This window comes from Streptomyces sp. NPDC014889 (assembly GCF_043081205.1).
Lineage (GTDB): Bacteria > Actinomycetota > Actinomycetes > Streptomycetales > Streptomycetaceae > Streptomyces.
This window is the reverse complement of sequence record NZ_JBIBWH010000015.1, coordinates 50,986-74,193: the sequence shown is the minus strand read 5'-3', so window position 1 is coordinate 74,193 and position 23,208 is coordinate 50,986. Positions and strand designations below refer to the sequence as shown.

The 23,208-nt window shown below is 74.2% G+C and carries 21 protein-coding genes and 1 riboswitch; of the genes, 11 read left to right on the top strand and 10 right to left on the bottom strand.

Going from position 1 to position 23,208, the window contains the following annotated elements; genetic code table 11:
• Positions 1-104: 104 nt before the first annotated feature.
• Positions 105-848, bottom strand: coding sequence for an SOS response-associated peptidase (locus tag ACF09J_RS27930; protein ID WP_392308217.1), 744 nt, complete (start codon positions 846-848; stop codon positions 105-107).
• A gap of 225 nt (positions 849-1,073) precedes the next feature.
• A riboswitch (cyclic di-AMP (ydaO/yuaA leader) is annotated at positions 1,074-1,248 on the top strand.
• An 8-nt stretch (positions 1,249-1,256) separates the two neighbouring features.
• Here ACF09J_RS27930 and ACF09J_RS27925 point away from each other — a divergent pair.
• Complete coding sequence (locus ACF09J_RS27925; RefSeq protein ID WP_392308216.1) at positions 1,257-3,026, top strand: NlpC/P60 family protein; 1,770 nt, start codon at positions 1,257-1,259, stop codon at positions 3,024-3,026.
• A 64-nt stretch (positions 3,027-3,090) separates the two neighbouring features.
• On the opposite strand, the gene ACF09J_RS27920 is transcribed toward ACF09J_RS27925, so the two are convergent.
• A complete protein-coding gene (locus ACF09J_RS27920) occupies positions 3,091-3,903 on the bottom strand; it encodes an SAM-dependent methyltransferase (RefSeq protein WP_392308215.1) in 813 nt (270 codons plus the stop codon).
• Positions 3,904-4,190: 287 nt separating this feature from the next.
• On the opposite strand from ACF09J_RS27920, the gene ACF09J_RS27915 reads away from it, so the two are divergent.
• The 3 genes from ACF09J_RS27915 (at position 4,191) to ACF09J_RS27905 (ending at position 6,278) form a co-directional block, all read left to right on the top strand.
• Positions 4,191-5,438, top strand: coding sequence for a PP2C family protein-serine/threonine phosphatase (locus tag ACF09J_RS27915; RefSeq protein ID WP_392308214.1), 1,248 nt, complete (start codon positions 4,191-4,193; stop codon positions 5,436-5,438).
• A 133-nt stretch (positions 5,439-5,571) separates the two neighbouring features.
• Positions 5,572-5,934, top strand: coding sequence for a hypothetical protein (locus ACF09J_RS27910; protein WP_392308213.1), 363 nt, complete (start codon positions 5,572-5,574; stop codon positions 5,932-5,934).
• 143 nt (positions 5,935-6,077) lie between these two features.
• A complete protein-coding gene (locus ACF09J_RS27905; RefSeq protein WP_392308212.1) occupies positions 6,078-6,278 on the top strand; it encodes a hypothetical protein in 201 nt (66 codons plus the stop codon).
• Positions 6,279-6,296: 18 nt separating this feature from the next.
• Here the strand turns inward: ACF09J_RS27905 and ACF09J_RS27900 are convergent, their stop codons facing one another.
• Complete coding sequence (locus ACF09J_RS27900; protein ID WP_392308211.1) at positions 6,297-7,301, bottom strand: hypothetical protein; 1,005 nt, start codon at positions 7,299-7,301, stop codon at positions 6,297-6,299.
• Between the two features lie 140 nt (positions 7,302-7,441).
• Positions 7,442-8,686, bottom strand: a complete 1,245-nt coding sequence (locus tag ACF09J_RS27895) for a PP2C family protein-serine/threonine phosphatase (protein WP_392308210.1) — start codon at positions 8,684-8,686, stop codon at positions 7,442-7,444.
• A 250-nt stretch (positions 8,687-8,936) separates the two neighbouring features.
• Between ACF09J_RS27895 and ACF09J_RS27890 the strand changes: the two genes are divergently transcribed.
• Positions 8,937-9,305, top strand: coding sequence for an STAS domain-containing protein (locus ACF09J_RS27890; RefSeq protein ID WP_392308209.1), 369 nt, complete (start codon positions 8,937-8,939; stop codon positions 9,303-9,305).
• A gap of 13 nt (positions 9,306-9,318) precedes the next feature.
• Here the strand turns inward: ACF09J_RS27890 and ACF09J_RS27885 are convergent, their stop codons facing one another.
• Both ACF09J_RS27885 and ACF09J_RS27880 read right to left on the bottom strand, forming a co-directional pair.
• The gene (locus ACF09J_RS27885) at positions 9,319-10,899 is read right to left on the bottom strand and encodes a N,N-dimethylformamidase beta subunit family domain-containing protein (protein WP_392308208.1); all 1,581 of its coding nucleotides are present in this window, start codon (positions 10,897-10,899) and stop codon (positions 9,319-9,321) included.
• Between the two features lie 223 nt (positions 10,900-11,122).
• Positions 11,123-11,686, bottom strand: a complete 564-nt coding sequence (locus tag ACF09J_RS27880) for a hemerythrin domain-containing protein (RefSeq protein ID WP_392308207.1) — start codon at positions 11,684-11,686, stop codon at positions 11,123-11,125.
• 175 nt (positions 11,687-11,861) lie between these two features.
• On the opposite strand from ACF09J_RS27880, the gene ACF09J_RS27875 reads away from it, so the two are divergent.
• The 4 genes from ACF09J_RS27875 to ACF09J_RS27860 all read left to right on the top strand — a co-directional run bounded on the left by ACF09J_RS27875 (position 11,862) and on the right by ACF09J_RS27860 (position 15,328).
• Positions 11,862-12,407, top strand: coding sequence for a DoxX family membrane protein (locus ACF09J_RS27875; protein WP_392308206.1), 546 nt, complete (start codon positions 11,862-11,864; stop codon positions 12,405-12,407).
• Between the two features lie 40 nt (positions 12,408-12,447).
• Positions 12,448-12,984: a hypothetical protein gene (locus ACF09J_RS27870; protein ID WP_392308205.1), complete on the top strand. Its 537-nt coding sequence runs from the start codon at positions 12,448-12,450 to the stop codon at positions 12,982-12,984.
• 110 nt (positions 12,985-13,094) lie between these two features.
• Positions 13,095-13,538: a MarR family winged helix-turn-helix transcriptional regulator gene (locus ACF09J_RS27865; protein WP_392308204.1), complete on the top strand. Its 444-nt coding sequence runs from the start codon at positions 13,095-13,097 to the stop codon at positions 13,536-13,538.
• Entirely contained in the window at positions 13,535-15,328 is a 1,794-nt protein-coding gene (locus ACF09J_RS27860) for an MFS transporter (RefSeq protein WP_392308203.1), read from the top strand. The genes ACF09J_RS27865 and ACF09J_RS27860 overlap by 4 nt, the downstream gene beginning before the upstream one ends.
• 52 nt (positions 15,329-15,380) lie before the next feature.
• Here the strand turns inward: ACF09J_RS27860 and ACF09J_RS27855 are convergent, their stop codons facing one another.
• The 3 genes from ACF09J_RS27855 to ACF09J_RS27845 form a co-directional block, all read right to left on the bottom strand.
• The gene (locus tag ACF09J_RS27855) at positions 15,381-15,554 is read right to left on the bottom strand and encodes a CsbD family protein (RefSeq protein WP_392308202.1); all 174 of its coding nucleotides are present in this window, start codon (positions 15,552-15,554) and stop codon (positions 15,381-15,383) included.
• Positions 15,555-15,664: 110 nt separating this feature from the next.
• The gene (locus ACF09J_RS27850) at positions 15,665-17,164 is read right to left on the bottom strand and encodes an MFS transporter (RefSeq protein ID WP_392308201.1); all 1,500 of its coding nucleotides are present in this window, start codon (positions 17,162-17,164) and stop codon (positions 15,665-15,667) included.
• A 649-nt stretch (positions 17,165-17,813) separates the two neighbouring features.
• Entirely contained in the window at positions 17,814-19,352 is a 1,539-nt protein-coding gene (locus ACF09J_RS27845; RefSeq protein ID WP_392308200.1) for a CHAD domain-containing protein, read from the bottom strand.
• A 203-nt stretch (positions 19,353-19,555) separates the two neighbouring features.
• On the opposite strand from ACF09J_RS27845, the gene ACF09J_RS27840 reads away from it, so the two are divergent.
• Together ACF09J_RS27840 and ACF09J_RS27835 are read left to right on the top strand one after the other, a co-directional pair.
• Positions 19,556-20,398, top strand: a complete 843-nt coding sequence (locus ACF09J_RS27840; RefSeq protein ID WP_392308199.1) for an MBL fold metallo-hydrolase — start codon at positions 19,556-19,558, stop codon at positions 20,396-20,398.
• A gap of 192 nt (positions 20,399-20,590) precedes the next feature.
• Entirely contained in the window at positions 20,591-21,436 is an 846-nt protein-coding gene (locus ACF09J_RS27835) for a SigB/SigF/SigG family RNA polymerase sigma factor (protein ID WP_392308198.1), read from the top strand.
• A gap of 80 nt (positions 21,437-21,516) precedes the next feature.
• On the opposite strand, the gene ACF09J_RS27830 is transcribed toward ACF09J_RS27835, so the two are convergent.
• Complete coding sequence (locus ACF09J_RS27830; protein ID WP_392308197.1) at positions 21,517-23,142, bottom strand: FAD-dependent oxidoreductase; 1,626 nt, start codon at positions 23,140-23,142, stop codon at positions 21,517-21,519.
• Positions 23,143-23,208: the final 66 nt, after the last annotated feature.

Here is a 23,208-nt window from a genome sequence, read left to right as displayed (position 1 = left end):
AGGGGTGCAGTTCGGCCGGGTGGGCGGTCATCGGGGGCATCAGGGGGAACGGGTGCACGTGCGGCGCACGGTGCCGCGCGGGTGGGCCGGGGCGGTCCGGCCCGTCACGGCGGCGTCTCGTCCAGCAGCTCGGGGCCGTTGTTGCGCACGTTGTTGACGGCCGGGGAGACCGGCCGGGCGCCGAGCCTGCCGCCCGCCGGGGGGCTCAGCAGCGTCCGTAGTTCGCCGGGGTCCTGATGGCGGGGGTCGAGCCAGGCGTCGTAGTGGTCCGGGGTGAGGGCCAGCGGCATCCTCGGGTGGACCCGGCCGGCCTCGTCGGTGGCCTCGGTGGTGATGATGGTGCACGTGGTCAGCCAGGCGGCGGGGTCGTCGTCCCGCGCCACGTGCGGGTCCCGCCAGTACGCGTACAGCCCGGCGAGCGCCATCAGCTCACCGTCCTCGGGGCTGATGTAGTACGGCTGCTTGTGGGTCCTGCCGGTGTCCTGGGCCTTGATCTGCTGCCATTCGTAGAAGCCGTCGGCGGGCAGCAGGCAGCGGTGCCTGACGAAGGCGCGGCGGAAGGCCGGCTTCTCGTGCACGGTCTCCACCCGGGCGTTGATCATCCGGGCGCCGGCCTTCACGTCCCTCGCCCAGGACGGGACCAGTCCCCAGCGCAGCGGCCGCAGCTCCCTGCGGACGGCGGCCGGGGTGCGGTCCTCGCGCGGCGCGCGTTCGAGAACGGCCCACACCTCGTCGGTCGGGGCGACGTTCCAGCTCGGGGCGAGCGACTCCTCCGGGCGCCACTCGGTGACCCGGAAGTGCCGGACCAGGTCCTCCGGACCGCGGGTGGAGACGTAGCGACCGCACATGGGGCCAGGGTGCCACGGCGGCGGGGCCGGGGGCGGGAGCGCCTCACGCCCGCCGGCGGGGTCACCTCGACGATGCCGCGCAGACGGACATGAACGTGAGGCACCTCACGGGAAGGTCACGAATACGTATCGGACATTCCACGCCTCAATCTTCACACCGAGTACACACGTTCGCTAAGTTGACGGCCAGGACGCACGATTGCCTCCGGCGAGTCGCGTCGGATCGTGCGACCTCCGCCGAGTCCGGTACGCCCCCGCAGCGGCCGGAGCCGGGGAACCGACCAACCTCGGGGTGAAGCGGCCCAACTGTCCCTCGGGACAAGGGCCGTAGGGCACGCCTTCCGCAGAACGTCCGCCCGATGCCGAGAGCAGAACCGGTAGGCGGCCCATGGGAGGAGTGCGTCCCTCTTGACGCCGGAACGACCGAGCGACGACAGGCCGAGCCGCGCCGAGGTCCAGCAGCGGATCAGCAGCCTCTACGACCAGGCGGAGAACGCCACGGGGAACTTCAACGCCACCCGCGCGATGAGCAAGAGCGCTCGTACGCGGCGGGGTTCGGCTTCCTGGAGCGGTTCCGGCGGATCCGATCCGGCCGTGGACCGGGTGGCCAGGAAGTGGTTCGACGTGGGGCGCGCCCAGTTGGGTCCGACCATGCCTGCGGTCCTGCCGCCGGACCGTATGCCGAGACAGGCCGACTCCCCCGCCGCGGCGCAGGACAGGCGTCCGGCGGATGCCCGCGAGGGCCTGGCCCTCGAAGCGGGCAGGGCCCCTCGGCCCGAGCTGTCCGCCGGCCCGGCGGCCTCGGCACCCGAACTCGCGGCCGCGGCACGGACCGTCCCGGAGTTGCCCGCCGCCGCCCCCGTGGCGGAACTGACCGCCCGCCCCATGCAACCGCCCCCGCCCACCACCGGCACCATGGGCGTACTGCCCGACGGGGCCATGCGGCCGCCCACCGGCACCCTGGACGCGCTGTCCAGCCGCTCCATGCAGCCGCCCCCCACCGGCAGCATGAGCCTGCTCCCGAACGAAACCACCGGCGCGCCTCCCGCAGGGGCCATGGATGCTCGGACCACCGGCACCATGGGCGTACTGCCCGACCGCACCATGCAGCCGCCACCCACCGGCAGCATGAACCTGCTCCCGAACGAAACCACCGGCGCACCTCCCGCAGGGACCATGGATGCTCGGACCACCGGCACCATGGGCGTACTGCCCGACCGCACCATGCAGCCACCACCCACCGGCAGCATGAACCTGCTCCCGAACGGAATCAGCGGCGCGCCTCCCGCAGGGGCCATGGATGCTCGGACCACCGGCACCACGGGCGTACTGCCCGACCGCACCACCGGAGGCATGCAGGCTCCCCCGACCGGCACCATGCGGGCGGTGCCCTCCACCGGGGCCCTGGGCGCTCTTTCCTCAGGGACGGCGGTGGCCACCGGGGCCGGGGCGATGGGTGTCAGCGGGAGCCCGGGTGTCGCGACCCCGCCCGACGGGCCCGTCACGCAGCCTGCGGGTGGGGTCCCGGTCGCGCGTCGTCGGCAGGCCGCCGCGGTGCAGCGGCCCGCCAAGGAGCGGACGCGGGGCAAGCTCGCGCAGGCCGGCGAGATGCTGGCCCGGCACGCCGCGCAGCAGAGCGCGCGGCCGGCCGAGGAGCCCCTGCCTCGGCCGGAGGCGGCGCAGTGGCAGCAGCACGCCACTGGCCTCTTCGACACGACCCCGCCGCTGGACGGCAACTCGCTCTTCGACGCCAGCCAGGCGGGAGCCCCCGGCCCAGCGACCGGCGCCGCCGTCGCCGAGAGCCCGGCCTCGGCCTACGAGCGGAAGGCCGCCAAGGCGCTGGCCTTCGCCCGCGCGCAGATCGGCAAGCCGTGCGTGTGGGGAGCCACAGGTCCGGGCTCCTACGACTGCTCGAGTCTCACCCAGGCCGCCTGGCGGGCCGCGGACGTGGCCCTGCCCCGCACCACCCACGAACAGGTCGGCTCCGGCGCGGCGATCGAGCTCGCCGAACTGGAGCCGGGGGACCTGATCTTCTTCTACGGCGAGGTCAGCCACGTGGGCCTGTACGCGGGCAACGGCACCATGGTGCACGCCCCGAGTCCGGGCGCGTCCATACGCGAGGAGTCGATCTTCTTCGCGGGCCCCCGAGCCATCCACAGCGCGATACGGCCGGCCTGAGCCGTCACGGGCGGGGAGGCCCGGGTGACCGCGGCGGCGTCACCCGGACCTTCCCGCCCGTCGTTCACGCGTTCTTGCGGCCCACCCCGGCGTACACCCAGAACTGGGACGGGTCCTCCGGGACCTCCTCGTCCCGGTCCGGACGCCACAGCGGGACGTAGACCAATCCCGGCTCCGCCAGGTCGAACCCGTCGAAGAGGGACTCGATCTCGCCGCGGGAGCGTGCCGTGACCGGCGAGGTGGCCCGGTCGCGGTAGAGCTGCCCGACCGCCGCGGCCGTGTCGGGGCGGTCCTCGTCCGTGGCGTGGGTCAGGGCCAGCCAGCTGCCCGCGGGCAGCGCGTCCCGGAAGGCGGCCACGATGCCGCCGGGGTCCTCCTGCGGGGTGACGAAGTGCAGGATCGTGATCATCAGGACGGCGACGGGCTCGTCGAAGTCGATCAGCTTGCGCACCTGCGGCGCGGAGAGTATCCCCGCGGGATCGCGGATGTCGGCGGCCACGATCGCCGCGTCCGGGTTGTCGGCGAGCAGGGCCTCGCTGTGCGCGACCGCGACCGGGTCGTTGTCGACGTACACCACTTTCGCGCCGGGACTGGCGGCCTGGGCGACCTCGTGCACATTGCCCTGGGTGGGGATCCCGGAGCCGAGGTCGACGAACTGGCGCACCCCGGCGTCCACCAGGAACCGCACGGCACGGCCCAGGAAGGCGCGGTTGGCGCGGGCCAGGGTGCGCACCTGGGGGTCGATCGCCGTGAAGGCGGCCACCGCCTCCCGGTCTATGGCGAAGTTGTGCTCGCCGCCCAGCATGGCGTCGTACATCCGGGCCACGCTTGCCTTGCCCGGATCGACGCCCCGCGGCAGCCCGTCTCCGTCCCGCATTCGCCAACTCCCCTACTGTTAAACGACCTTGACTGTGCATCATATAGTTGCCAGCGGCATACCACGCCGTACCGCCCGACCGGTCCGACCGGCCAGTCCGTCCCCGCCCCACCGGACCCCCGGCCCACCGGCCCCCACCCGGAAGGCACACGATCCTGCGGAACACAGAACGCGGCCACCCCGAGGGCCCACCCCCCACAGCGCCGCTCCGCCGCCGTTCGTACTTCTCCCCCGCGGCCGACGCCATCGGGTCCGAGCTGGACCTGCACCTGACCGGCCGTCACGTCGTGCACTCGCTCGCGCCGGGTTTCTGCGACGCGGCCTCGGTGTACCTGCTCCAGCGCTGGCTGCTGGAGGAGAACGCGCGCACGACGGCCGACCCGCCGCAGATCGAGGCACGCCGGCTCGCCCTGCGCATAGGGTCGGACAGCTCGGAGGACTGGGAGCACCTGCTGCCGGTCGGGGAGGTGCTGGTCTTCCCCCGCCGCACGCCGTACGCGCGTGCCGTGGCGACCGGGCAGACCCAGTTGCTCGACGGCGTCGACCGGCACACTTTCGAGCGATTGCGCGGCACCGACCCGGACGACGCCGGCGTGGACGCCCTGCTGCACAGCGCCGGGTTCCTGATCGTCCCGCTGCGGCTGCGCGGCGCGGCGGTCGGTTTCATCGCCTGCACGCGCGGACCTGGCAAGGAGCCCTTCACGCGCGGCGAGGCGGTGGCGGTGGAGTCGCTCGGCGCCCGGGCCTGCGTCGCCCTGGACAACGCCCGCCGCTACGAACGCGAGCGCCGCACGGCGCTGGCCATCCGGCGCAGTCTGCTCCCGGAGACCGGACAGGCCTTCGAGAGCTGCCGGGTCGCGCACGGCTACCGGCCGGCCGGGCAGGACAACGTCATCGGCGGCGACTGGTACGACGTGCTGCCGCGGGGGGACGGGCGGCTGGCCATGATCGTGGGCGACGCCATGGGCCACGGACCGGAGTCCGCCGTGGCCATGATCCAGCTGCGGACCGCCGTCCGTACCCTCGCGGCGCTCGACATCCCCCCGGCCGAGCTCATGGACCGGCTGGACGCCGTCGCCGGCACCACGCCCGGCGCCTCCTTCGCCACCTGCATCTACGCGGAGTGGGATGCGGAACTGCACACCTGCACGTTCGTCGGCGCCGGCCATCCGCCGCCCCTGATCCGCGGTCCCGGCCGCCCGGCGGCGCCGGTGTCCCTCGCCTCCGCCGGTCTCCCCCTGGGGCTGGCCACGGGGCCCTACGAGCCGACCGTGCTGCACCTGTCCGAGCCGACCCTGCTGCTGCTCTACAGCGACGGTCTGGTCGAGTCCCGCAGCCATGACATCGACCAGGGCATCGCGCGCCTCGCCCGGGCCCTGGACGCCGGGGCCGGGGACGTGCCGGACACCGGGCACCCGGACGCGCTGCCGTCGCTGTGCCGGCGGCTGCTGGCCGGCTCCGGTCACGACGGCGCCGACGAGGTGACGGACGACCGCACGCTGCTGCTCGCCGAGCTGACGCCCGGGAAGAACTGACGGGGCCGGGAGGGCGCCCCGGGCTGCTTGTCGCATGAGCGGAGGCGGCCGTTCGAGCGGTGTCCTCACCTGATGTGGTGAGGGGGTGCGGCACGAGGCGTACCCAGGCGGTGCGGGTGCCGTTTGCTCCGGCATGGAGAGCACTTCTCGGGCCGTACCGCGCTCGCTCGGCCACCTCCGCGCGGAACGGCCCTACGCGGAACTGACCAGCGGGCCGTCGGACCCGTCACCGGTCCACCCCCCGTCCCGCGCCGCGGAGCCGGCGCCACCGCGCGTCACCGGCCGGCGTGCGCCCGAACCGTCCGTCGTCCAGTGGGCGTCCTTCGCGGACGCCGGCTCGCCGGCACCGGGCGAGGCGTCCGCGGGACGGGAGCCCGGTGCGCCGTTGCTGCGGCCCTGGGGCGTCGGCTCCGGTGAGAGGCCGCCGGAGGCGGCGGCGCGGGTGGCTCCCTCGGTTCCGGCCGTGCCCGTGCCGCGTGGGCTGCCGGGCCTGTGAGTCCGGTCGGAGAGGGGGCCGGGCCGTTTCCCGGGGCCCGGCCCGGACCACCTGGGGCACCGCTTGCTCACGGCTCGGTGACGGCGGGATCACGATGGTGGGCGTGGGCGTTGCCCGGTCCCGGGGGTGTCGTTGAGTGCGGCATGGAAGCGTGGGAGGACGGCGAATGCCCCTGGTGCCGCTCGCTGCTCGGCTCCGGCCGGGCCCTGACCGTCCCGGACGCCGGGCTCCGCGCCTGGCACCGGGCCGGCGACTGGCCCACCTGGTGGGAACGCGCCCGCCCGATCATGCTCCCGCTGGCCGCCCTCACCGTGGCGGCCGCCCTCATGATGGCCCTGTCCTGACCGGCCGCCCCACCCTCGTCAGGTGCGGAAGCCGATGTGGACGTGGTCGTGGTGGGTGGCGTCGCTGAAGAACTGGTCCGGGGTGCGGCCGCCCGAGAGCAGGACGGGGCCGCCGACGTTGTAGGAGCCGGCGGCCGCCGCGTCGCGCATGAAGCGTTCGACGAGGGAGCGGGGAGTGGCCGGGTCGACGACCGCGTGGCCGTCGATCTGCCAGACGTCGAAGGCGCGTCCGCGCGGGTGGTCGCTGGGCCGGGTGGTGCCGAAGACGTCCAGCGGGTGCCCCGAGCGGACCACGCTGACGTACATCCGGTACGTCCCCGCCAGGCGCAGCATCGCGGTGGGCACGCTGTCGTGGACCTGGCCGCTGTGCAGGTCGGCCCGCGCCGCGGGCGGCAGCACGATCCGGGACTCCGCCAGCGCACGCCGCACCGTGGCCGGCGGCGAGGCCTCGGGTGGGCCCGGCCGGGCCGGGTGCAGCGCGGTGACCGTCCATCCGGTGCGGGACCGGGCGAGCCGTACGTCGACCGTCGTGCCGCCCGCCCGGACGGCGCCGCCGTGCCGCGTCCACTGCCGGCACACCACCAGCACGCTCGCCGAGTCGGCGAGGATCCCGCCGTACTGGGCGTCCACCACCTGCAACACGGCCTCGTCCGCGGACGGCAGCAGCGGCCCCGCCTGCGCCACGAGAGCCGTGGGCAGGCCCTGGGCGGCCACTCTGGACCGGGCCGCGGGCGCCCCGCCCCTGCCGCTGGGCCAGGCGCCGATCGCCGCGACCAGTCCGACGGCGCGCCGCTTCACCTCCGGGTGGATCTCGCCGGAGCCGGGGCGCCACGGGGTGGTGCGCGGGAGGGCCGCCCCGCTGTTCGTGGGGGACGGTGGAGCGGTGGAGCCCGCGGCGGCGGCCTGCTTCGGCTCCGGGGTGGCGCCCGTGCAGCCCGCCGCCCCGACCAGCGCCCCCGCCATCCCCAGCAGCACGGCCCTGCGCCCCACCGGGCGCACCGCGCGTTCCTGCCCGTCGGTCATGCCCTCCAGTCTCCGCCCGCACCGGGCAACGGCCCAGCGGGCGGCCCTTGGGGCGAGAGCACAGACGCCCCTGCCCAGCCGGGCCATGCCCGCTTCTGCCAGACGTCGGCCCGGCGCGGCAGCCGTGCCGCGCGCGCTCCTCAGGGACGCGGGCGCAGGCGGGCCGCGAGTGCGGCGATGTCGTCGTCCGTCCGGGCGGCGTCCGGGTCCGGGTCGCTCAGGAACCCGCCGAGGACGCCTTCCAGGAATTCGCCGGCTCCCGCGCCCGGCCCCGTCCGCAGGCCGGAGAGCCGGGCGAGCGAGGTGTCGATGTCCTCGCCGCGCCGTGCGATCAGCCCGTAGGTGAACATGACCAGCGTGTCGTCGGGGGCGAGGGGCAGCCTCGTCGCCTCGTGGGCGGCGAGCCCGGTGCCGGGTCCGGTGCCGATCGGGGGCCCCACCCGCAGCGGGACCGGCCCGGCCGTTCCGTCGGCGTGGAAGACGACCGGCGGCAGGTGCCCCGCGCTCGCGAACTGCGCCGTGCCGTCCGCCGGGTCCAGCAGGGCCAGCAGACAGGTCGCCGGGCGGCGGCCGCTCTCCGCGGACATCATGGCGTCCAGCCGGCGCAGGATGCCGTGCGGCGCGAGGTCGGTGGAGGCGACGCACCGCAGCGTGGAGCGGTAGGCGTTCATGTCGACCGCCGCGTCCAGGCCGTGGCCCATGACCTCACCGACGACCAGCAGGACGCGGCCGGAGTGCAGGTGCAGCGTGTCGCACCAGTCGCCGCCGACGCGCCCGCCGGTGCCGCAGGGCACGTGACGCGCCGCCAGTTCCACGTCGGGGTGCGTACGCTCCGGGTCGGCCGGCAGTACCTTCCGCAGGTCCCACACCCGCGGGCCGGCCTCGCGCTGCTCCTTCGCCTGCCGCATGTGCGCGGCGGCCAGCCGTGCCGCGTAGTGGACGGCCGCGGTCTCGTCGTCGTCGAAGGGCCGGTCGGCCCGCAGGGCGAGGGCGACTCCGTAGACCCGGTCCCAGGCCAGCAGCGGCACCGAGAGGGTCACCAGGGTCGCGCCGCCGTGGGTGGACGAGGCGGTGATCGGGTGGCCCGCGTCGAGGGCGCGGACGGAGACCCGGTCGCGTGGGGCCTTCTCCAGGCTGTCGAGGAGTTCGCGCCGGCCGGCCACGGCGGCGGAGTGCAGGGACACCCCCGCGTCGCGGCGGCCCTCCTGCGGACCGTAGAGATCGACGGTCGCCAGGTCGCACAGTTCCTCGACCAGAAAGGCGGCGAGTTCGGCCGCCGTCCTGCGGTCGTCGAGGGTCGTACCGATCGCGGCGACCGCACGCCGGGCCAGTGCGAAGCGGTCCGTCGCGGCGCTCCCGGGGCCCGGCACCAACTCGCCTTCCACCACTACCCCTTTCCGCCGTTTTGCCTTGTTCATCCCAACACTGCGGGCGGGCATCGGCGGGTAGCGACCCGCGGGCCTGGTCAGCCGGAGCGGATTCTTTACCGGGGTGAGCACCGGTGTACGCGACCGGGGAGGGGCGAGGCCGGGCGGGCTTCACGGACACCCCCTTGCCCCGGGCTTCACGAAGCCCTGACATCATGTCCAACAATCCCCTGGCCAGGGCCGGATGTTCACGAGAAGTGAGGGCAGTGTGGCAGAGACCGAGGGACCGGCGGTGCCCGAGCGCCTGCTGATCACCCGTACCACGGCCGACGACGGCAGCTGTGTCGTGGCCCTCTCCGGAGAGGTCGACCTCGACAGCAGCGCGCAACTGCGCGACGCGCTGCTGTCCTGTCCCGGGACCGCGCCGGGCACGGTGGTCGATCTCGGTGACGTGACCTTCATGGACTCCAGCGGCATCAACGCCCTCATCACCGCCCACCAGGCCGCGCAGGCGGGCGGCACCCGACTGCGGCTGGCCGCACCGCGGGAGGCGGTCCTGCGCGTGCTGCAACTCGTCGGCGTGGACACGCTCATACCCTGCTACCCCACCCTGGAGGCGGCCCTGGCGTCCCGCTGACCCGTGGGCCCGGTCACTCCGGCGTTCCGTACACCTGCTGCGTGTCGGGGCGGGGTGCGGGCCGTTGCCGGGCCGCGGGGCCCTCGGCGAAGGCGCGCAGCAGGTTCTCCGTGGCGCGGGTGACGAAGGCCCGGGTGCGGGCGTCCATGCCGTGGTCGCGGCCGCCCTCGGGGGTGCCGGCCATCAGCGCCTCCACCCAGCGCATGGTGCCGGTGGCGAAGACGCCCGCCCCGCTCGACACCGTGTAGTACGCCGAGTCGCTGTGGCTGCGGGTGCCGGCGCACACCAGCGGCGAGTGCGCGGTGATCTCCAGCGGTTCGGGCACGGGCGAGCCGGGGGTGACCCGGTCGTACTCCACTCCGACCAGGTGGTCGAAGCTCTCGCCGGGACGCGCTCCCGTTCCCTCGTACAGCCAGTGGTCCGCCGCGCGCACCACGTACGGGGCGTCCACCGGATAGCCCTCGTAGAGGACGCCGGTGAGGGACGACTCGGGGTCTGCGCCCGGGGCCTGCCGGAAGTCGGTGGTGACCAGGGCCGGGCGGGACGGGTAGCAGGGGTCGTCCCGGTAGGAGGACTTGTAGCAGACCACGGTGCGCCCGGCCCCCGCGCCGTCCCCTTCCAGACGGACGCGGCGGAAGCAGGTGTTGGCGCCGAGGAACGCCAGATTGGTGCCCGCGTCACGGGCCTCGGCGACGTGGCGGCGCTGCTCGGGCGTCCAGTATTCGTCGTGCCCCAGGCACACGAGCGCGGTGGCGCCGCGCAGCACGCCGGGGTCGTGGTGCAGGTCGGTGCCGGTGGTGTACGCGAGGGGTATGCCGAGGCGTTCGGCGAGGACCACGGCCGCCCACTCGTACACCAGGAACTTCTCGGCGCCGTTGAGGTCGTAGGGCCGGTCGAAGCTGACGGCCAGGGAGCGGGTCGCGTACGCGCCGGAGGCGCCGTTGTACAGGCTGGAGCCGCCCCACCTGTTGTACGCCTGCCAGGTCGCCGGGGCGTGCAGGACCACGGTGCGGCCGGCGCCGTTCGTGGAGCGCACGATCAGCGGGACGTACCGCTGGTGGCCGTTGTCGGCGTCGAGGCGCAGCAGGTAGGCGCCTTCGGGCCAGCCCTCGGTGCTGAAGGCCAGGGTGCGGGGCCAGTCGGCGCGGACGGTGCGGGTCGCCGACAGCGTGCGGGCGGCCGGCCGCGCGCGTCCGCGGACGGGTCCGGAGCGCCACACGAGCCGGGCGTGGCTGCCGCCGTACCAGCCGACGCGGAAGGCCGAGACACGGAAGGACGACGCCGTGGTCGACACGTGCAGGCCGCACTCCTGGCCGGGGGCGACGCTGATCCGGTCGGTGTAGCCGGCCACCGCGTCCGGCGGGCCCACGGAGCCGATCCGCCAGTCCCGGGTGCCCGTGCGGTCCCGGTCGGCCTCGGGGCGGCGGCTGTCCGTGGACCGCCGGTGCGAAGACGTGTGGTCGCAGGCGACGGCGGCCACGCCCAGTCCGGCGCCCGCGCACAGGCAGAGGAAACTTCTGCGGGCGGGGCCGTGCGTGGAGCCCTTCCCCGTGTCCCTGTCCCCCCTGTGCTCGTGTGCGTGGTGCGAGCTCACATCGCCTCCCTGGGGGTGAACGGGCCCTCCCCGCGGATCCGGCGTGCCTTCGACGAAGGTAGCGGGCGCGGCGGGGGTCCGCACGGGGTGCGACGTGCTGCGGGGGCCGCCGCTGGGAGCGGCGTCGGCCCAGACGTGCGGGCACGGCCGGGGGCCGTCGGTCGGTGAGGTCCCGACGGCCCCGTGAGCGGTGGTCCGCGCGTCGCCGGTCCGGCGGCGGACCTCAGCCGGTCTTGCCGCGCCCGGTGACGGCGTCGCGGATCCGGTCGACCAGTCCGGCGCCGGGCGCGAGGAGCTTGTTCGCGGGCGGCTTGTCCGGAGCGGCGGGGTGCGGCCGGGTCGGCGCGGTCTTCTTCGCCGAGCGGACCTGGTCGCCGAGCCGCTCCAGATCCTCGGGCTTAGTGGCCTCCCGCAGCATGGGGAAGAGGTTCTGTTCCTCGTCGGTGACGTGCTCGCGGATCTCCCGCATCAGACGGCCGACGAGTTCGTCGAACCGGGGGTCGTCCGCGCCGAGGCCCTCCAGGTCCTTCATGGTCCGCTCGGCCTCGGCGTGATCCTGGACCTCGCGATCGGCGATCGCGTCGCCGTCCCGGACGTAGCGACGCACCGCCGGGTAGAGGTAGGCCTCCTCGGCCACGGAGTGGCGGACCAGTTCGATCGTGGCCTGGTCGGCCAGGTCCTTGCGCCGCGCGTCCCCCATGGGGAGCGCCTCCATCTGCGCGAAGATCTCCTCCACTTCGCGGTGGTCGGTGGTCAGTTCCTGAATGACGTCTCCGCCGTGTCCCATGGCCGGGCTCCTTGCTGCTGGACCTTGCAGGTCATACCGCTGGACCGCCGCCGGGTTCCCCTTCCGCGCGACCGCACACCACCGAGTCCTCCGGGTCGCGTGGGCCGATTGTCCCGGCCCGGGCCGGGAACCCGGGGGAACGCCGCATCCGTACCGCTCACCCCTGGAGAGGATCATGAGTCTGCTGCGCGTGGCCGGTCGGCCTCTGCTCGCCTCCATGTTCGTCGCCGGAGGCCTGAACTCCTACCGCAGTCCCGAGGAGGTGGCCGCGGTCGCCGAACCCGTCGTACGGCCGATCACCGAGCGGGTGGCGGTGCTGCCGGACCGTACCGAGCAGGTCGTACGCCTCAGCGGCGGCGTCCAGGTCGTGGCCGGCGTACTGCTGGGCCTCGGGCGGTTTCCGCGGCTGTCGGCCCTGGCGCTGGCCGCGACGCTGGTGCCCACGACCCTGGCCGGACACCGCTTCTGGGAGGCCGAGGACGACGCGGGCCGCGTCCAGCAGCGCATCCATTTCCTGAAGAACCTGTCCATGCTGGGCGGTCTGCTGATCGCGGCCGACGACACCGGCAGCGCGCCCTCCCTGCTGTGGCGCGGCCGGCACACGGCCCACGAACTGCAGCGCGAGGCGCGTCTGGTGCGCCGCTCGGTACGGGCGACGGCACGCCCGGCCGCCGCGGTCGGCGGTCTGCGCGCCAGGATGCCCGCCCGCAACGGCGGATGAACGAAGAAGGCCGCGGCTTCCGCGACGGGGAGGACACACGATGAGCGAGCACGCCCGCGCCGGCAGCCGCCCGCCGGTGTTCACCGGGCAGTCCGGTCACGAACTGCTCGGGATCTATCTCAACGACCACCTCGCGGGCGCCACCGCGGGCACGGAGCGCTCCCGCCACCTGGCCATGGCGACACGGGGCTCGGAGATCGGCGAGGCGATGGCCCCGATCGCGTCCGAGATCGCCGAGGACCGCAGGACGCTGCTGGAGACGATGCGCCGGCTCCGGATCCCCGTGCGGCGCTACAAGGTGTACGCGGGGCGTCTCGGCGAACGGGCCGCGCGGCTGAAGAACAACGGCGGCCTGGTGCGGCGTTCCCCGCTGAGCACCCTGCTGGAGCTGGAGCTGCTCCAGTTGGGCATCCGGGGGAAGGCCTGCGCCTGGGAGGTGCTGCGCGGGCTCGCCGACCGGGACACGCGCCTGGATCCGCGACAGCTGGACGACCTGCTCGAACGGGCGGGACGGCAGCAGCGCGTCGTCGAGGACCTGCGCAGGCTCCAGGCCGCTGAGGTCTTCCGGGACCGCTGATCCACGCCCGGTGGACTTGGGGGGCCGGGCGTTCCCCCAAGTGCGTGCATGACGCAACGATTACCGACGCTTGGTTCAACAGTCCAGACTGATAAACCTATTGTTATTACGTGGACGTCGAACACGCCGTACCCGGCACGGCTCCCCTCGCCTCCGAGCTGCGCGTGACCGTCGCACGGATCACGCGACGGCTGCGGCAGGCGCACGCGGTCGGTGACGTGTCGCTGTCCGGCATGTCCGTGCTGGCCCGGCTCGCCGCCGACGGCCCGGACTCGCCGGGCTCGCTGGCCGAGCTGGAACGCGTCAGGCCCCAGGCGATGGCGGCGACCCTCGCCGCACTCGAACAGCGCGGCCTGGTCGTGCGCTCCCCGCACGCCGTCGACCGGCGCCGCTGCGTGCTGGCCGTCACCGAGGCGGGGCGCGAGATGCTGGCCGCACGGCGCACCGAATCCGTACGCCGGCTCGCCGACGCCATCGAGGAGTTCACCCCTCGGGAACAGCGCACGCTCGCGGCCGCGCTGCCCCTGCTCGACCGGCTGGCGGAACGGCTGTGAACCCCCGTACCCCCGCCGCCGTGGGCCCCCACTACAAGTGGGTGGCCCTGTCGAACACCACCCTCGGCGTGCTGATCGCCGCGATGGACGCCTCCATCGTGATCATCTCGCTGCCCGCGATCTTCCGCGGCATCGGGCTCGATCCGCTCGCTCCCGGCAACATCAGCTATCTGCTGTGGATGATCCTGGGCTATCTGCTGGTCTCGGCCGTGCTCGTGGTCGTGCTCGGCCGGCTCGGCGACATGTTCGGCCGGGTACGCATCTACAACCTCGGGTTCCTCGTCTTCGCCTGCGCGTCCGTCGCGCTGTCGCTCGACCCGTTCAGGGCCGGGGCGGGCGCGCTGTGGCTGATCCTGTGGCGGGTGGTGCAGGCCTTCGGCGGCTCCATGCTCACCGCGAACTCGGCCGCCATCCTCACCGACGCCTTCCCGGCCAGGCAGCGCGGGATGGCCCTGGGAGTCAACCAGATCACCGCGCTGGCCGGGCAGTTCCTCGGCCTGCTCGCGGGCGGGCTGCTCGCCACCGTCGACTGGCGTGCCGTGTTCTGGGTGAGCGTCCCGATCAGCGTGGGCGGCACCGTCTGGTCCTACCTGAGCCTGCGGGAGACGGCGCCGGGCCGACGCGGGCGCATGGACTGGCCCGGCAACCTCACCTTCGCCGCGGGCGCCGGAATCCTGCTCGCCGCGATCACCTACGGCATCCAGCCCTACGGCGGGAACGCCACCGGCTGGGGCAACCCCCTGGTGCTCGCCGGGCTGGCGGGCGGCTGCTTCCTGCTGCTCGCGTTCTGCTTCATCGAGATGCGCCCCCAAGCTCTCGGCTTCGCTCGAGCAAGGGGGACCCCCACCGCCGAGCCCATGTTCCACCTCGCGCTGTTCCGGGTGCGGGCGTTCGCCGCGGGCAACGTGGCCGCGCTGCTGACCGCGATCGCGCGCGGCGGGCTCCAGTTCATGCTCATCATCTGGCTCCAGGGCATCTGGCTGCCCCTGCACGGCTACGACTTCGAGGACACCCCGCTGTGGGCGGGCATCTTCATGCTCCCGCTGACGATGGGGTTCCTGCTCGCCGGTCCCGTCTCCGGCCATCTCTCCGACCGGTTCGGCGCCCGGCTGTTCTCTACCACGGGCCTGCTGCTGGTGACCGCGTCCTTCATCGGCCTGCTGGCCCTGCCGGTGGACTTCTCCTACGGGCCGTTCGCGGCGCTGCTGCTGATCAGCGGGTTCGGCCAGGGCATGTTCTCCGCGCCCAACACCTCGTCGATCATGGGGAGCGTGCCGCCGGAGTACCGGGGTGTGGCCTCGGGCATGCGCTCCACCTTCCAGAACTCCGGCACCGCCCTGTCCATCGGCGTGTTCTTCTCGCTGATGATCTCGGGGCTCGCGTCCTCCCTGCCGTCGGCGCTGAGCGATGGGCTGCGGGCGCACGGCGTGCCGGCGGCAGCGGCCCAGCACGCCGCCTCGCTGCCGCCGGTGAGCACGCTGTTCGCCACGTTCCTCGGCGACAACCCCGTACAGCACCTGCTCGGTCCGGACGGGACGCTCGACCGGCTGTCCGCGGCGCAGCAGCAGGCCCTGACCGGGCACACGTTCTTCCCGAAGCTGGTCTCCGGGCCGTTCCACGACGGTCTGACCATCGTCTTCGGCGTGGCCGCCGCGATGGCCCTCGTCTCCGCGGTGGCCTCGGCGCTGCGCGGCCGTCACCGGCTGCCCGAGGAAGGGGCCAGGCGGCCGGCTCCGCTGCCCGGCAAGACGCCGGCGGGACCCTCGCTCGACGAGCAGGGGTCCCGCTGAGGGCGCTTTCAGGTGATGGGCGCTCGAAGTCGTCGTCCTCGCCGGGCCGGCGTCAGTCCTTGAAGACGTCCTTCGTCTTCTCCTTGGCCTGGCGGGCGTCGCCCTTGGCCTTCTCGGCCTGTCCCTCGGCGGTCATCCTCTCGTTGCCCACCGCGCGGCCGACCGTCTCCTTGGCCTTGCCCTTCATCTGTTCCTTCTTGGCCTTGCCCTTCTGGTCACCAGCCACAGTCGCTCACTCCCAGCGGAATCGGTGTCGGTGTCACCTTGCGGGTGCTCGGCGGCGCGTCGGCCAAACCTCCCGATCACGCTGCCGATCACGGCCGGTGACCGGCGCCGTCAGCTGTGGCCCGCGCCGGTGTGCTCGGCGCTGACCTGGCGGGGACCGCGTCGGCCGCGGGGGCGCCGGTCGCGGCGGAAGTCGAGGACGGCGAGCGCCAGGGCGCCCAGCAGGGCCACCAGGGCGCAGCCGACGGAGAAGGCCACGGCCTCGCGGTAGTCCTTCCCGTTCTCCGCGAGCACCATGTAGAACAGGCCCGGCAGGGCCGCCGTGCCCACCGCTCCCCCGAGCCGCTGTCCGGTCTGCAGGGCGCCGCCGGCGGCCCCGGCCATCCGCACCGGCACCTCACTCAATGTCATCGTCACGTTCGGCGAGATGACGCAGCCGCTGCCCACGCCGCCCACGAACAGGGCGGGCGCGGCCCACCACGCCACGGCGTCCGGCGGGGCCGACCGCAGGATCAGCGCCGTGGCCGCCAGCCCGAGGACGACCGTGACCAGCCCCCAGAGGGTCAGCAGCCGTCCGAACCGCTCGACGAGCCGGCCCGCGACCACCGCCGCGGCCGCCGAGCCGATCGCGAACGGGGTCACCGCGAGACCGGAGTCCAGTGGGTCGTAGCCGAGGCCGTTCTGGAAGAACAGGGCGAACACCAGCCACACCCCGCTGAACCCCACGAAGTACAGCGTGCCCAGCGCGGTGCCGGCCGCGTAGCCGCGCGTGCACGTCAGGAGCCGCGGATCCAGCAGCGGCCCGCCGTCGCGCGCCGCGACCCGCCGCTCCCAGCGGGTGAAGGCCACCAGGAGCAGCAGGCCCACCACGAACAGCCACCACAGCCGGCGCAGCCCCCCGCTGTCGGCGAACACCAGGGGCAGCATCAGGCCCAGCACCCCGGCGCCCAGCAGGACCACACCGGGCAGGTCCAGGTGTTCCCGGCGGCCCCTCGCCACGCGGGGCAGCAGCCGGAGGCCGAGCAGCAGCGCGACGGCCCCGATCGGCACGTTGACGTAGAAGATCCAGCGCCAGCCCTGGGTGCCGTGCGCCAGCGCCAGGATCAGGCCTCCGGTGACGGGGCCCACCGCGCTGGAGATGCCCACCGTGGCGCCGAAGAGTCCGAAGGCGCGGCCGCGCTCGGCACCCCGGAACATCTGCTGGATCAGCGCCGAGTTCTGCGGGGCGAGGCAGCCCGCACAGGCGCCCTGCGCGATCCGGGCCACGACGAGCCAGGTGATCGTGGGCGCGGCGCCCGCTCCGGCGCTGCAGATCACGAAGCCCGCCAGGGACCACAGGAAGATCTTGCGCCGTCCCACCGCGTCGCCCAGCCGGCCCGCGGGGACCAGGGCGAGGGCGAACGACAGGGCGTAGCCGGAGACGACCCACTGCACGGAGGCCGGCGAGGCGCTCAGGTCCCGCTGCATCGACGGCAGCGCCACGGCGACGATCGTCACGTCGAGCAGGCTCATGAACCCGGTGGCGAGCGTGACCCACAGGGCCTTCCAGCGCCTCGGGTCGCGCCCCGCCGCGTCGGCGGTGCGCGCATCCGGCCGCGCATCCTTCTTCACGAAGGCTCCTCGTTCACGAAGGCTCCTTCCGGTCGGCGGCCTGGCCGGGCCGCCCCGGCGGGCAGCCCGCCGACGCAGGCACCGACGGCCGTCTCCCGAACGAGCCGCGGCCCGGCGGTCAATGTCCGCACCTGCCCCGGCTCGACGGGCCGTGTCCGCGCCCGTCCGCGACCGGCGGTCGCTGTCCGCCCGTGCTCCGGCTCGACGGTCGGCATCCGCACGCGTACCCGCCCCGCGGACGGCCGCCGCCTCCGCCCTCGGCCAACTGCCGACATGTACAAGCGCACCGGCTCGACGGGTCGGTACCCGCACGCGTACCCGCCTGGCGGGCAAGAAGCCCGCCCTCCCGCGACGGCCGTCGACATCCAACGCGAACCGGCTCGGCGGTCGCCATCGCGCACCCGCCCGGCAGACGGCAACCGCGCCCGACCGCGACCGGTTGTCGACACTCGCGCGTGCGCCCGTCCGGCAGGACCATCCATGCGCGCCCGCGGCCGAAGGTCGGTGTCCGCGCACCCGCCCGGCGGGCGACGACGCCGCATGCCGACGCCAGGGGGCCGCATTGCGTGTGCTCCGGTCACGTTCCCGCCGCCCACGGTCGAACACCCCTTCCGCGCCATCCCGCGACCGCCGAGCGCGGCGAGGTGGGTCAGCCGACGCGTTTCCCGCGCGGGCCCGGCTGCGGGGCGCGGCCCCACATCCGCGACAGTTGCTGTTCGCGCGCCCCGGCCGCCGCCCGTTCCTGGCCGTGCAGCACGCCCCAGGTGAAGCCGGGCTCGCCGGCCGCGTGGGCCGATACGGCCAGACGGCGCAGGGCGTCCCTGGCCACCACCGCGTCGTGGTGGCCGCCGCCGGCCTTCTGCACGGCCTTGGCCCGTCGGCGCAGGCGTCCGGCGGGCTTGCCCAGTGCCGGGCGGGCCGCCTCGGCGGCGTAGCGGACGCGTTTGGCCGCCTTGCGGGCGTGGTGGATCGCCGCGTCGCGTTCGGCGCCCGGGGGCAGGCTGAGCGCGCGTTCCATACGGCGGCGCAGCCGGCCGTCCTCCTTCCGCAGGGCCTTGCCCATGACCTTGCGGGGCTTGCCCGCGGCGGCCCCGGCCCGCAGCGGAGGTTCGGCGACCAGCCGGTGCAGCGAGTCCAGCAGGGCCCTGTAGCGGGGCGAGGCCAGGGCGTCGAGGGTGCGGCGGCGGGTCTGCGCCCGCCGTGCCACGTCCCAGGCGCGCAGTCGCGCGGTGACCGGGCCGAGGACCAGTTCGCCGGGCAGTTCCCCCACGCCCGTGGCCAGCCGCTCGGCGAGCACCTCGTGGTCGCGTTCCGCCCCCAGCTCGCCGCCCAGCCACTTGAGGTCCGCGCGGACGGGGTCGGTGACCGAGCGGTCCAGGAGGGGGCGGTAGGTGCGCAGGCAGCCGCGCAGCCGGCGGCAGGCGACCCGCATCCGGTGCACGGCGTCGGGCCTGCCGCGCCGTACCGCCGGGTCCAGATCGGTCAGGGTCGCGACCAGGCCCCGCACGTACGTGAGGACGTGCTCGCCGGAGGAACCCGGCGCGGAGGCCGGCCGCGGATCCGGGGACGGGTCCACGGGCGAGCCCGTCCCGGTGAGGGCGCGGGCCACCTCCGACCGGGTCCCGGCCCGCTCGGCGCCCCTGTCGCGCAGCGCCTTCTCGACGGCGTCCCGGAGCGCGCGGTCGCCGTCCTCGGCGAGTTCGACCTCCAGCTCCGTCCACAGGGCGTTCCCGCCCCGGTCGAGCAGGGACTGCGCCCGTACCGTGTCGAGACGCAGCTCGGCCACGACGGCGCCGGTGCCGTTCAGCAGGTGGCGCACGGAGCGTGTGGTGCGGATCCGGGCCACCGGCCGCAGCGGGTCCCCGCGGGTCCGGGACAGGGTCAGGTCGCGCAGTTCGTCCGGAACCTCCTCGGACAGGGGGGCCTCCACCTCCTCACGGATGTCGCCGGGCAGCGGCAGTCCGAGATGCCAGCCGGCGTCCGTGTCGCCCGTGCTGCGCCGCAGCGTCGCGCGGGTGCGGGTCAGGCGCAGGTCGTCGGTGTCGTAGTAGACGGCGTCGAGGTCCCGGACACCGCCGTCGACGAGGTGGGCTCCCGGGTCGACCGGGGTGAGGTCGGGCAGCCAGGACGCGTCGTCCGCGACGGGCGCCGCGTAGGTGTGTACTGTGTCGCGCTTCGACTGGGCCATACAGTGCCCGTTGACGCGATCCGCCGGATCAAACCCGTGACCCGCCCCCGGGGGACGTACGGGGCCTCCCGGCTCACCGGGCTGGGACGGCAACCGCCGTGACGCGTATGGCGCGTGCCGCGCAGGGGTACTCCGGCCGGGTCCGGACGGCACAGTCCCCGTACGACCTCAGACGGGCTCCCTCCCCGTCGGCAAGGACCACCATGGCTGCCTTCGACGACGACGCCGTCGATCTGCACTTCATCGGCAACGCGACGCTTCTGCTGCGCTACGGCGATCTGACCCTGCTCACGGACCCCAACTTCCTGCACCGCGGCGAGCACGCCCACCTGGGGTACGGGCTCGTCAGCCGCCGCTTGAGCGAGCCGGCCCTGGACCCCGGTGAGCTGCCCCACCTCGACGCCGTCGTGCTCTCCCACCTGCACGGCGACCACTGGGACCGCAGGGCGCGGCGGCACCTGGACCGTTCGGTGCCGATCGTCACCACCCCGCACGCGGCCCGCCGGCTGCGCACCTGGCAGGGCTTCCACCGGGCCGGGGGCCTGCACACCTGGGAGAGCTGCGTCTTCGAGCAGGGGGACGCGCGAGTCCGGGTGACGTCGCTGCCCGGCCGGCACGCCCTTCAGCCCGCGCTGCGCCGCCTGCTGCCGCCGGTGATGGGCAGCATGCTGGAGTTCGGCCCGCGCGACGGGACGGTCCGGCTGCGGCTGTACATCTCGGGCGACACGCTCCTCCACGACGGCCTGGACGAGATCGCCCGGCGCTTCCCGGGAGCCGACCTGGCCGTGCTGCACCTGGGCGGCACCACCCTGCCGGGCGGCTTCGTGGTCACCATGGACGCCGCCCAGGGCGCCGAACTCGCCCGCCGTCTCGACTACCGGCACGTCCTGCCCGTCCACTACGACGACTACACCGTCTTCCGCTCCCCGCTCGACGACTTCCTGACCGAGGCTCGCGGGCTCGGCCTTCAGGACCGGCTGGTCCACTGCCCTCGCGGGCAGCACGCGCGCGTCGTGCTCCACGGCGACCGTCCCACGGTCGGCTGACCCCCTCGCGGAGAGCCGGTCCGGCGCCTTCGCCGGGGCCCTCCCGGCCGGGCTCGACAGGCGCGTCGGCCCGAGAAGGGGAAATATGTGGGTGTGAGGTTTACACACCGGGGTAGACGCTGCGGGGTCCGCGTTGATCATCAAGGTGGACGCGCAACCGAAGATGTTCCGGCTGAGAGGGAGGGCCGCACCATGGCGGTGACCACAGAGGCGAAGGCGACTCGGGCTCGTACGGAGCTGCCGGAGGTGGCCGACCCCTCGAAGGTCGCGCCCACCGACGCGCGGGCCCTGTCACGGCTGTTCTTCGACCGGCTGACGACGCTGGAGGAGGGCACGCCCGAGCACCAGTACGCCCGCAACACGCTGATCGAGATGAACATGTCCCTGGTCCGCTACGCGGCCGGCCGCTTCCGCAGCCGGGGCCCGCAGGAGATGGAGGACATCGTCCAGGTCGGCATGATCGGGCTGATCAAGGCGATCGACCGGTTCGAACTCGCCCGCGAGGTGGAGTTCACGTCCTTCGCCGTGCCGTACATCGTCGGGGAGATCAAGCGTTTCTTCCGCGACACCTCGTGGGCCGTGCACGTACCGCGCCGGCTGCAGGAGGCCCGCGTCGAACTGGCGAAGGCCACCGAGGAGCTCGGCAGCCGGCTGGGCCGCAAGCCCACGACCACGGAGCTCGCGGAACTGATGAACCTGCCCGAGCAGGAGGTCGTGGACGCGATGGTGGCGTCCAACGGCTACACCTCCGCCTCCCTGGACGCCGCCGTCAGCGGCAGCGAGGAGGGCGAGAACGTCCTCGCCGACTTCATCGGCGCCGAGGACACCGGCATGGAGCTCGTGGAGGACATCCACAGCCTGGCTCCGCTGCTCGCCGAACTCGACGAGCGGGACCGGCTGATCATCCACATGCGGTTCGTCGAGGAACTCACACAGGCACAGATCGGGGAGCGTCTGGGCATCTCCCAGATGCATGTGTCCCGGCTGCTGGGCCGGCTGCTGGGCCGGCTGCGGCAGGGGCTGCTGACCACCCGCTGAGCAACGGGCCGTACGAGGACCGGTGTCGCAACGGGCCGTACGAGGACCGGTGTCGCAACGGGCCGTACGAGGACCGGTGTTCAGGGACGGCGGGCCAGGCGCGCCAGCCCGCGCAGTACGCGGCTGCGCCCCTGGTCCGGGACCGTCCACAGGGTCTGCCCGCGCACGCCCCAGCGCTCCAGCAGGGCGTTGGCGGCCAGGAAGCCGCTGGTGGCCGCCCGTTCCATGAGCGCCACCGGCAGTTCCGTACGGACCAGGTCGCCGGCGAGCACCAGGTGCGGGTCGGCCGTGCGCACAGTGGGCCGGTCACGGTATCCGCCCACCGGGAACAGCGGGCAGTCCGCCCGCCACTCGTGCCGTTCGTCCACGACGCGCGCCGCCCGCGTCTCAGGGTAGACGCGGTGCAACTGCCCTACGAGCAGCTCCCGTTGGGCGTCCGGGTCCGCGTCCTCCGGCAGGGCGTAGGCGTGCAGTTCGACCACGGATCCGCCGGTGCGCGCGGACCAGCGGGCGGCCTCGCCCTCCCAGCGGTCCATCACGCTGACGTTGTCGAGGATGCCGTACCCGCTGGTCCCGAGGAAGCCCGGACGGTCGCGGGCCACCGGGCGGTCCAGCCAGAGGCGGGAGACGAGGAAGGGCGGCGCGGTGCGCAGGCGGCCGATCCCGGCGCGCCACGCGGGGTCGCCGAGCCGCACGGAGTCCGCCACGAGCCGCCACAGCCCGGCGACGTCCAGGGCCAGCACCACGGCGTCATGGTGGCGCGGTCCGTCCGGCAGGTCCACGGTGAATCCGCCGTGCGGAGCCGGTGCGACGCTGTGCACGGGTGCCGACGTGCGCAGTTCGGCGCCGTGCAGCCGCAGGTAGCGGGCCAGGGGGAGCCACAGGGCGGCCGGGAACGGCTCGGCCGGGACGTCGAAGAGGAGCCCCTCGGCCGACCCCAGGAAGTAGATGTGGAACATGAGGGCCATCTCGGCGGCCGACAGCTCCCGCGGGTCGGCGAAGAAGCTCCGGGAGAAGACCTCGAAGGCGAGGTGACGCGCGGCCTCGGGGAAACGGACCGACTCCAGGAGGTCGTGGGCGCTGACGTGGTCGAGGCGGTCGTACACGTCGGGTACGCGCACGTCGAGCAGCGGCAGTGCCGCGACCGGGCGCATCCGGGTCAGCTCGCGCGGCGGGAAGGACGGGCTCAGGGCCGCGAAGCCGAGGGCGCTCCACGGCGGGGTCCGCGGCACGTGCCGGAAGCCGTCGCGCATCCCGGACCGGTGCCACAGGGGGTAGTCCGGCAAGCCGTTCAGCCGTTCCAGAGGCGGATCGGTCCGGCGCAGCAGCCCGCGCAGGTTGTAGTACTGGCGGAAGAAGGCGTGGAATCCCCTGCCCATCGTCACGGCCGTACCGTCCCGCAGCGTGGTGGGCCATCCCGCGAGCCGGCCGCCGAGGACCGGTTCGCGCTCGTACAGCGTGACCCGCACTCCGCGCTCCGCCAGCGCGGTCGCCGCGGCCAGCCCCGCGATGCCGCCGCCGACGACGGCCGTCGCGGGGGCCACCGGTCCGGTGATCCGCGGTGTGCCCGGGGCCGGCAGCAGTACCCGGGCGCGCCGGTCCCGGCCTCGGCGGGCAGGGGCCGCCGGGCTGGGGCGCGAGGACGGGGCGCGGCCGTCCGGGGCACCGGCCGTGGCGGTCGGGTCGGGGTCGTGCGGCGCGGGCATGCGGTCTCCGTAGGTCGTGGGGTACGGCGCGGGGAGATCTCGCGCACGGCGAGACTGGGAGGCGGG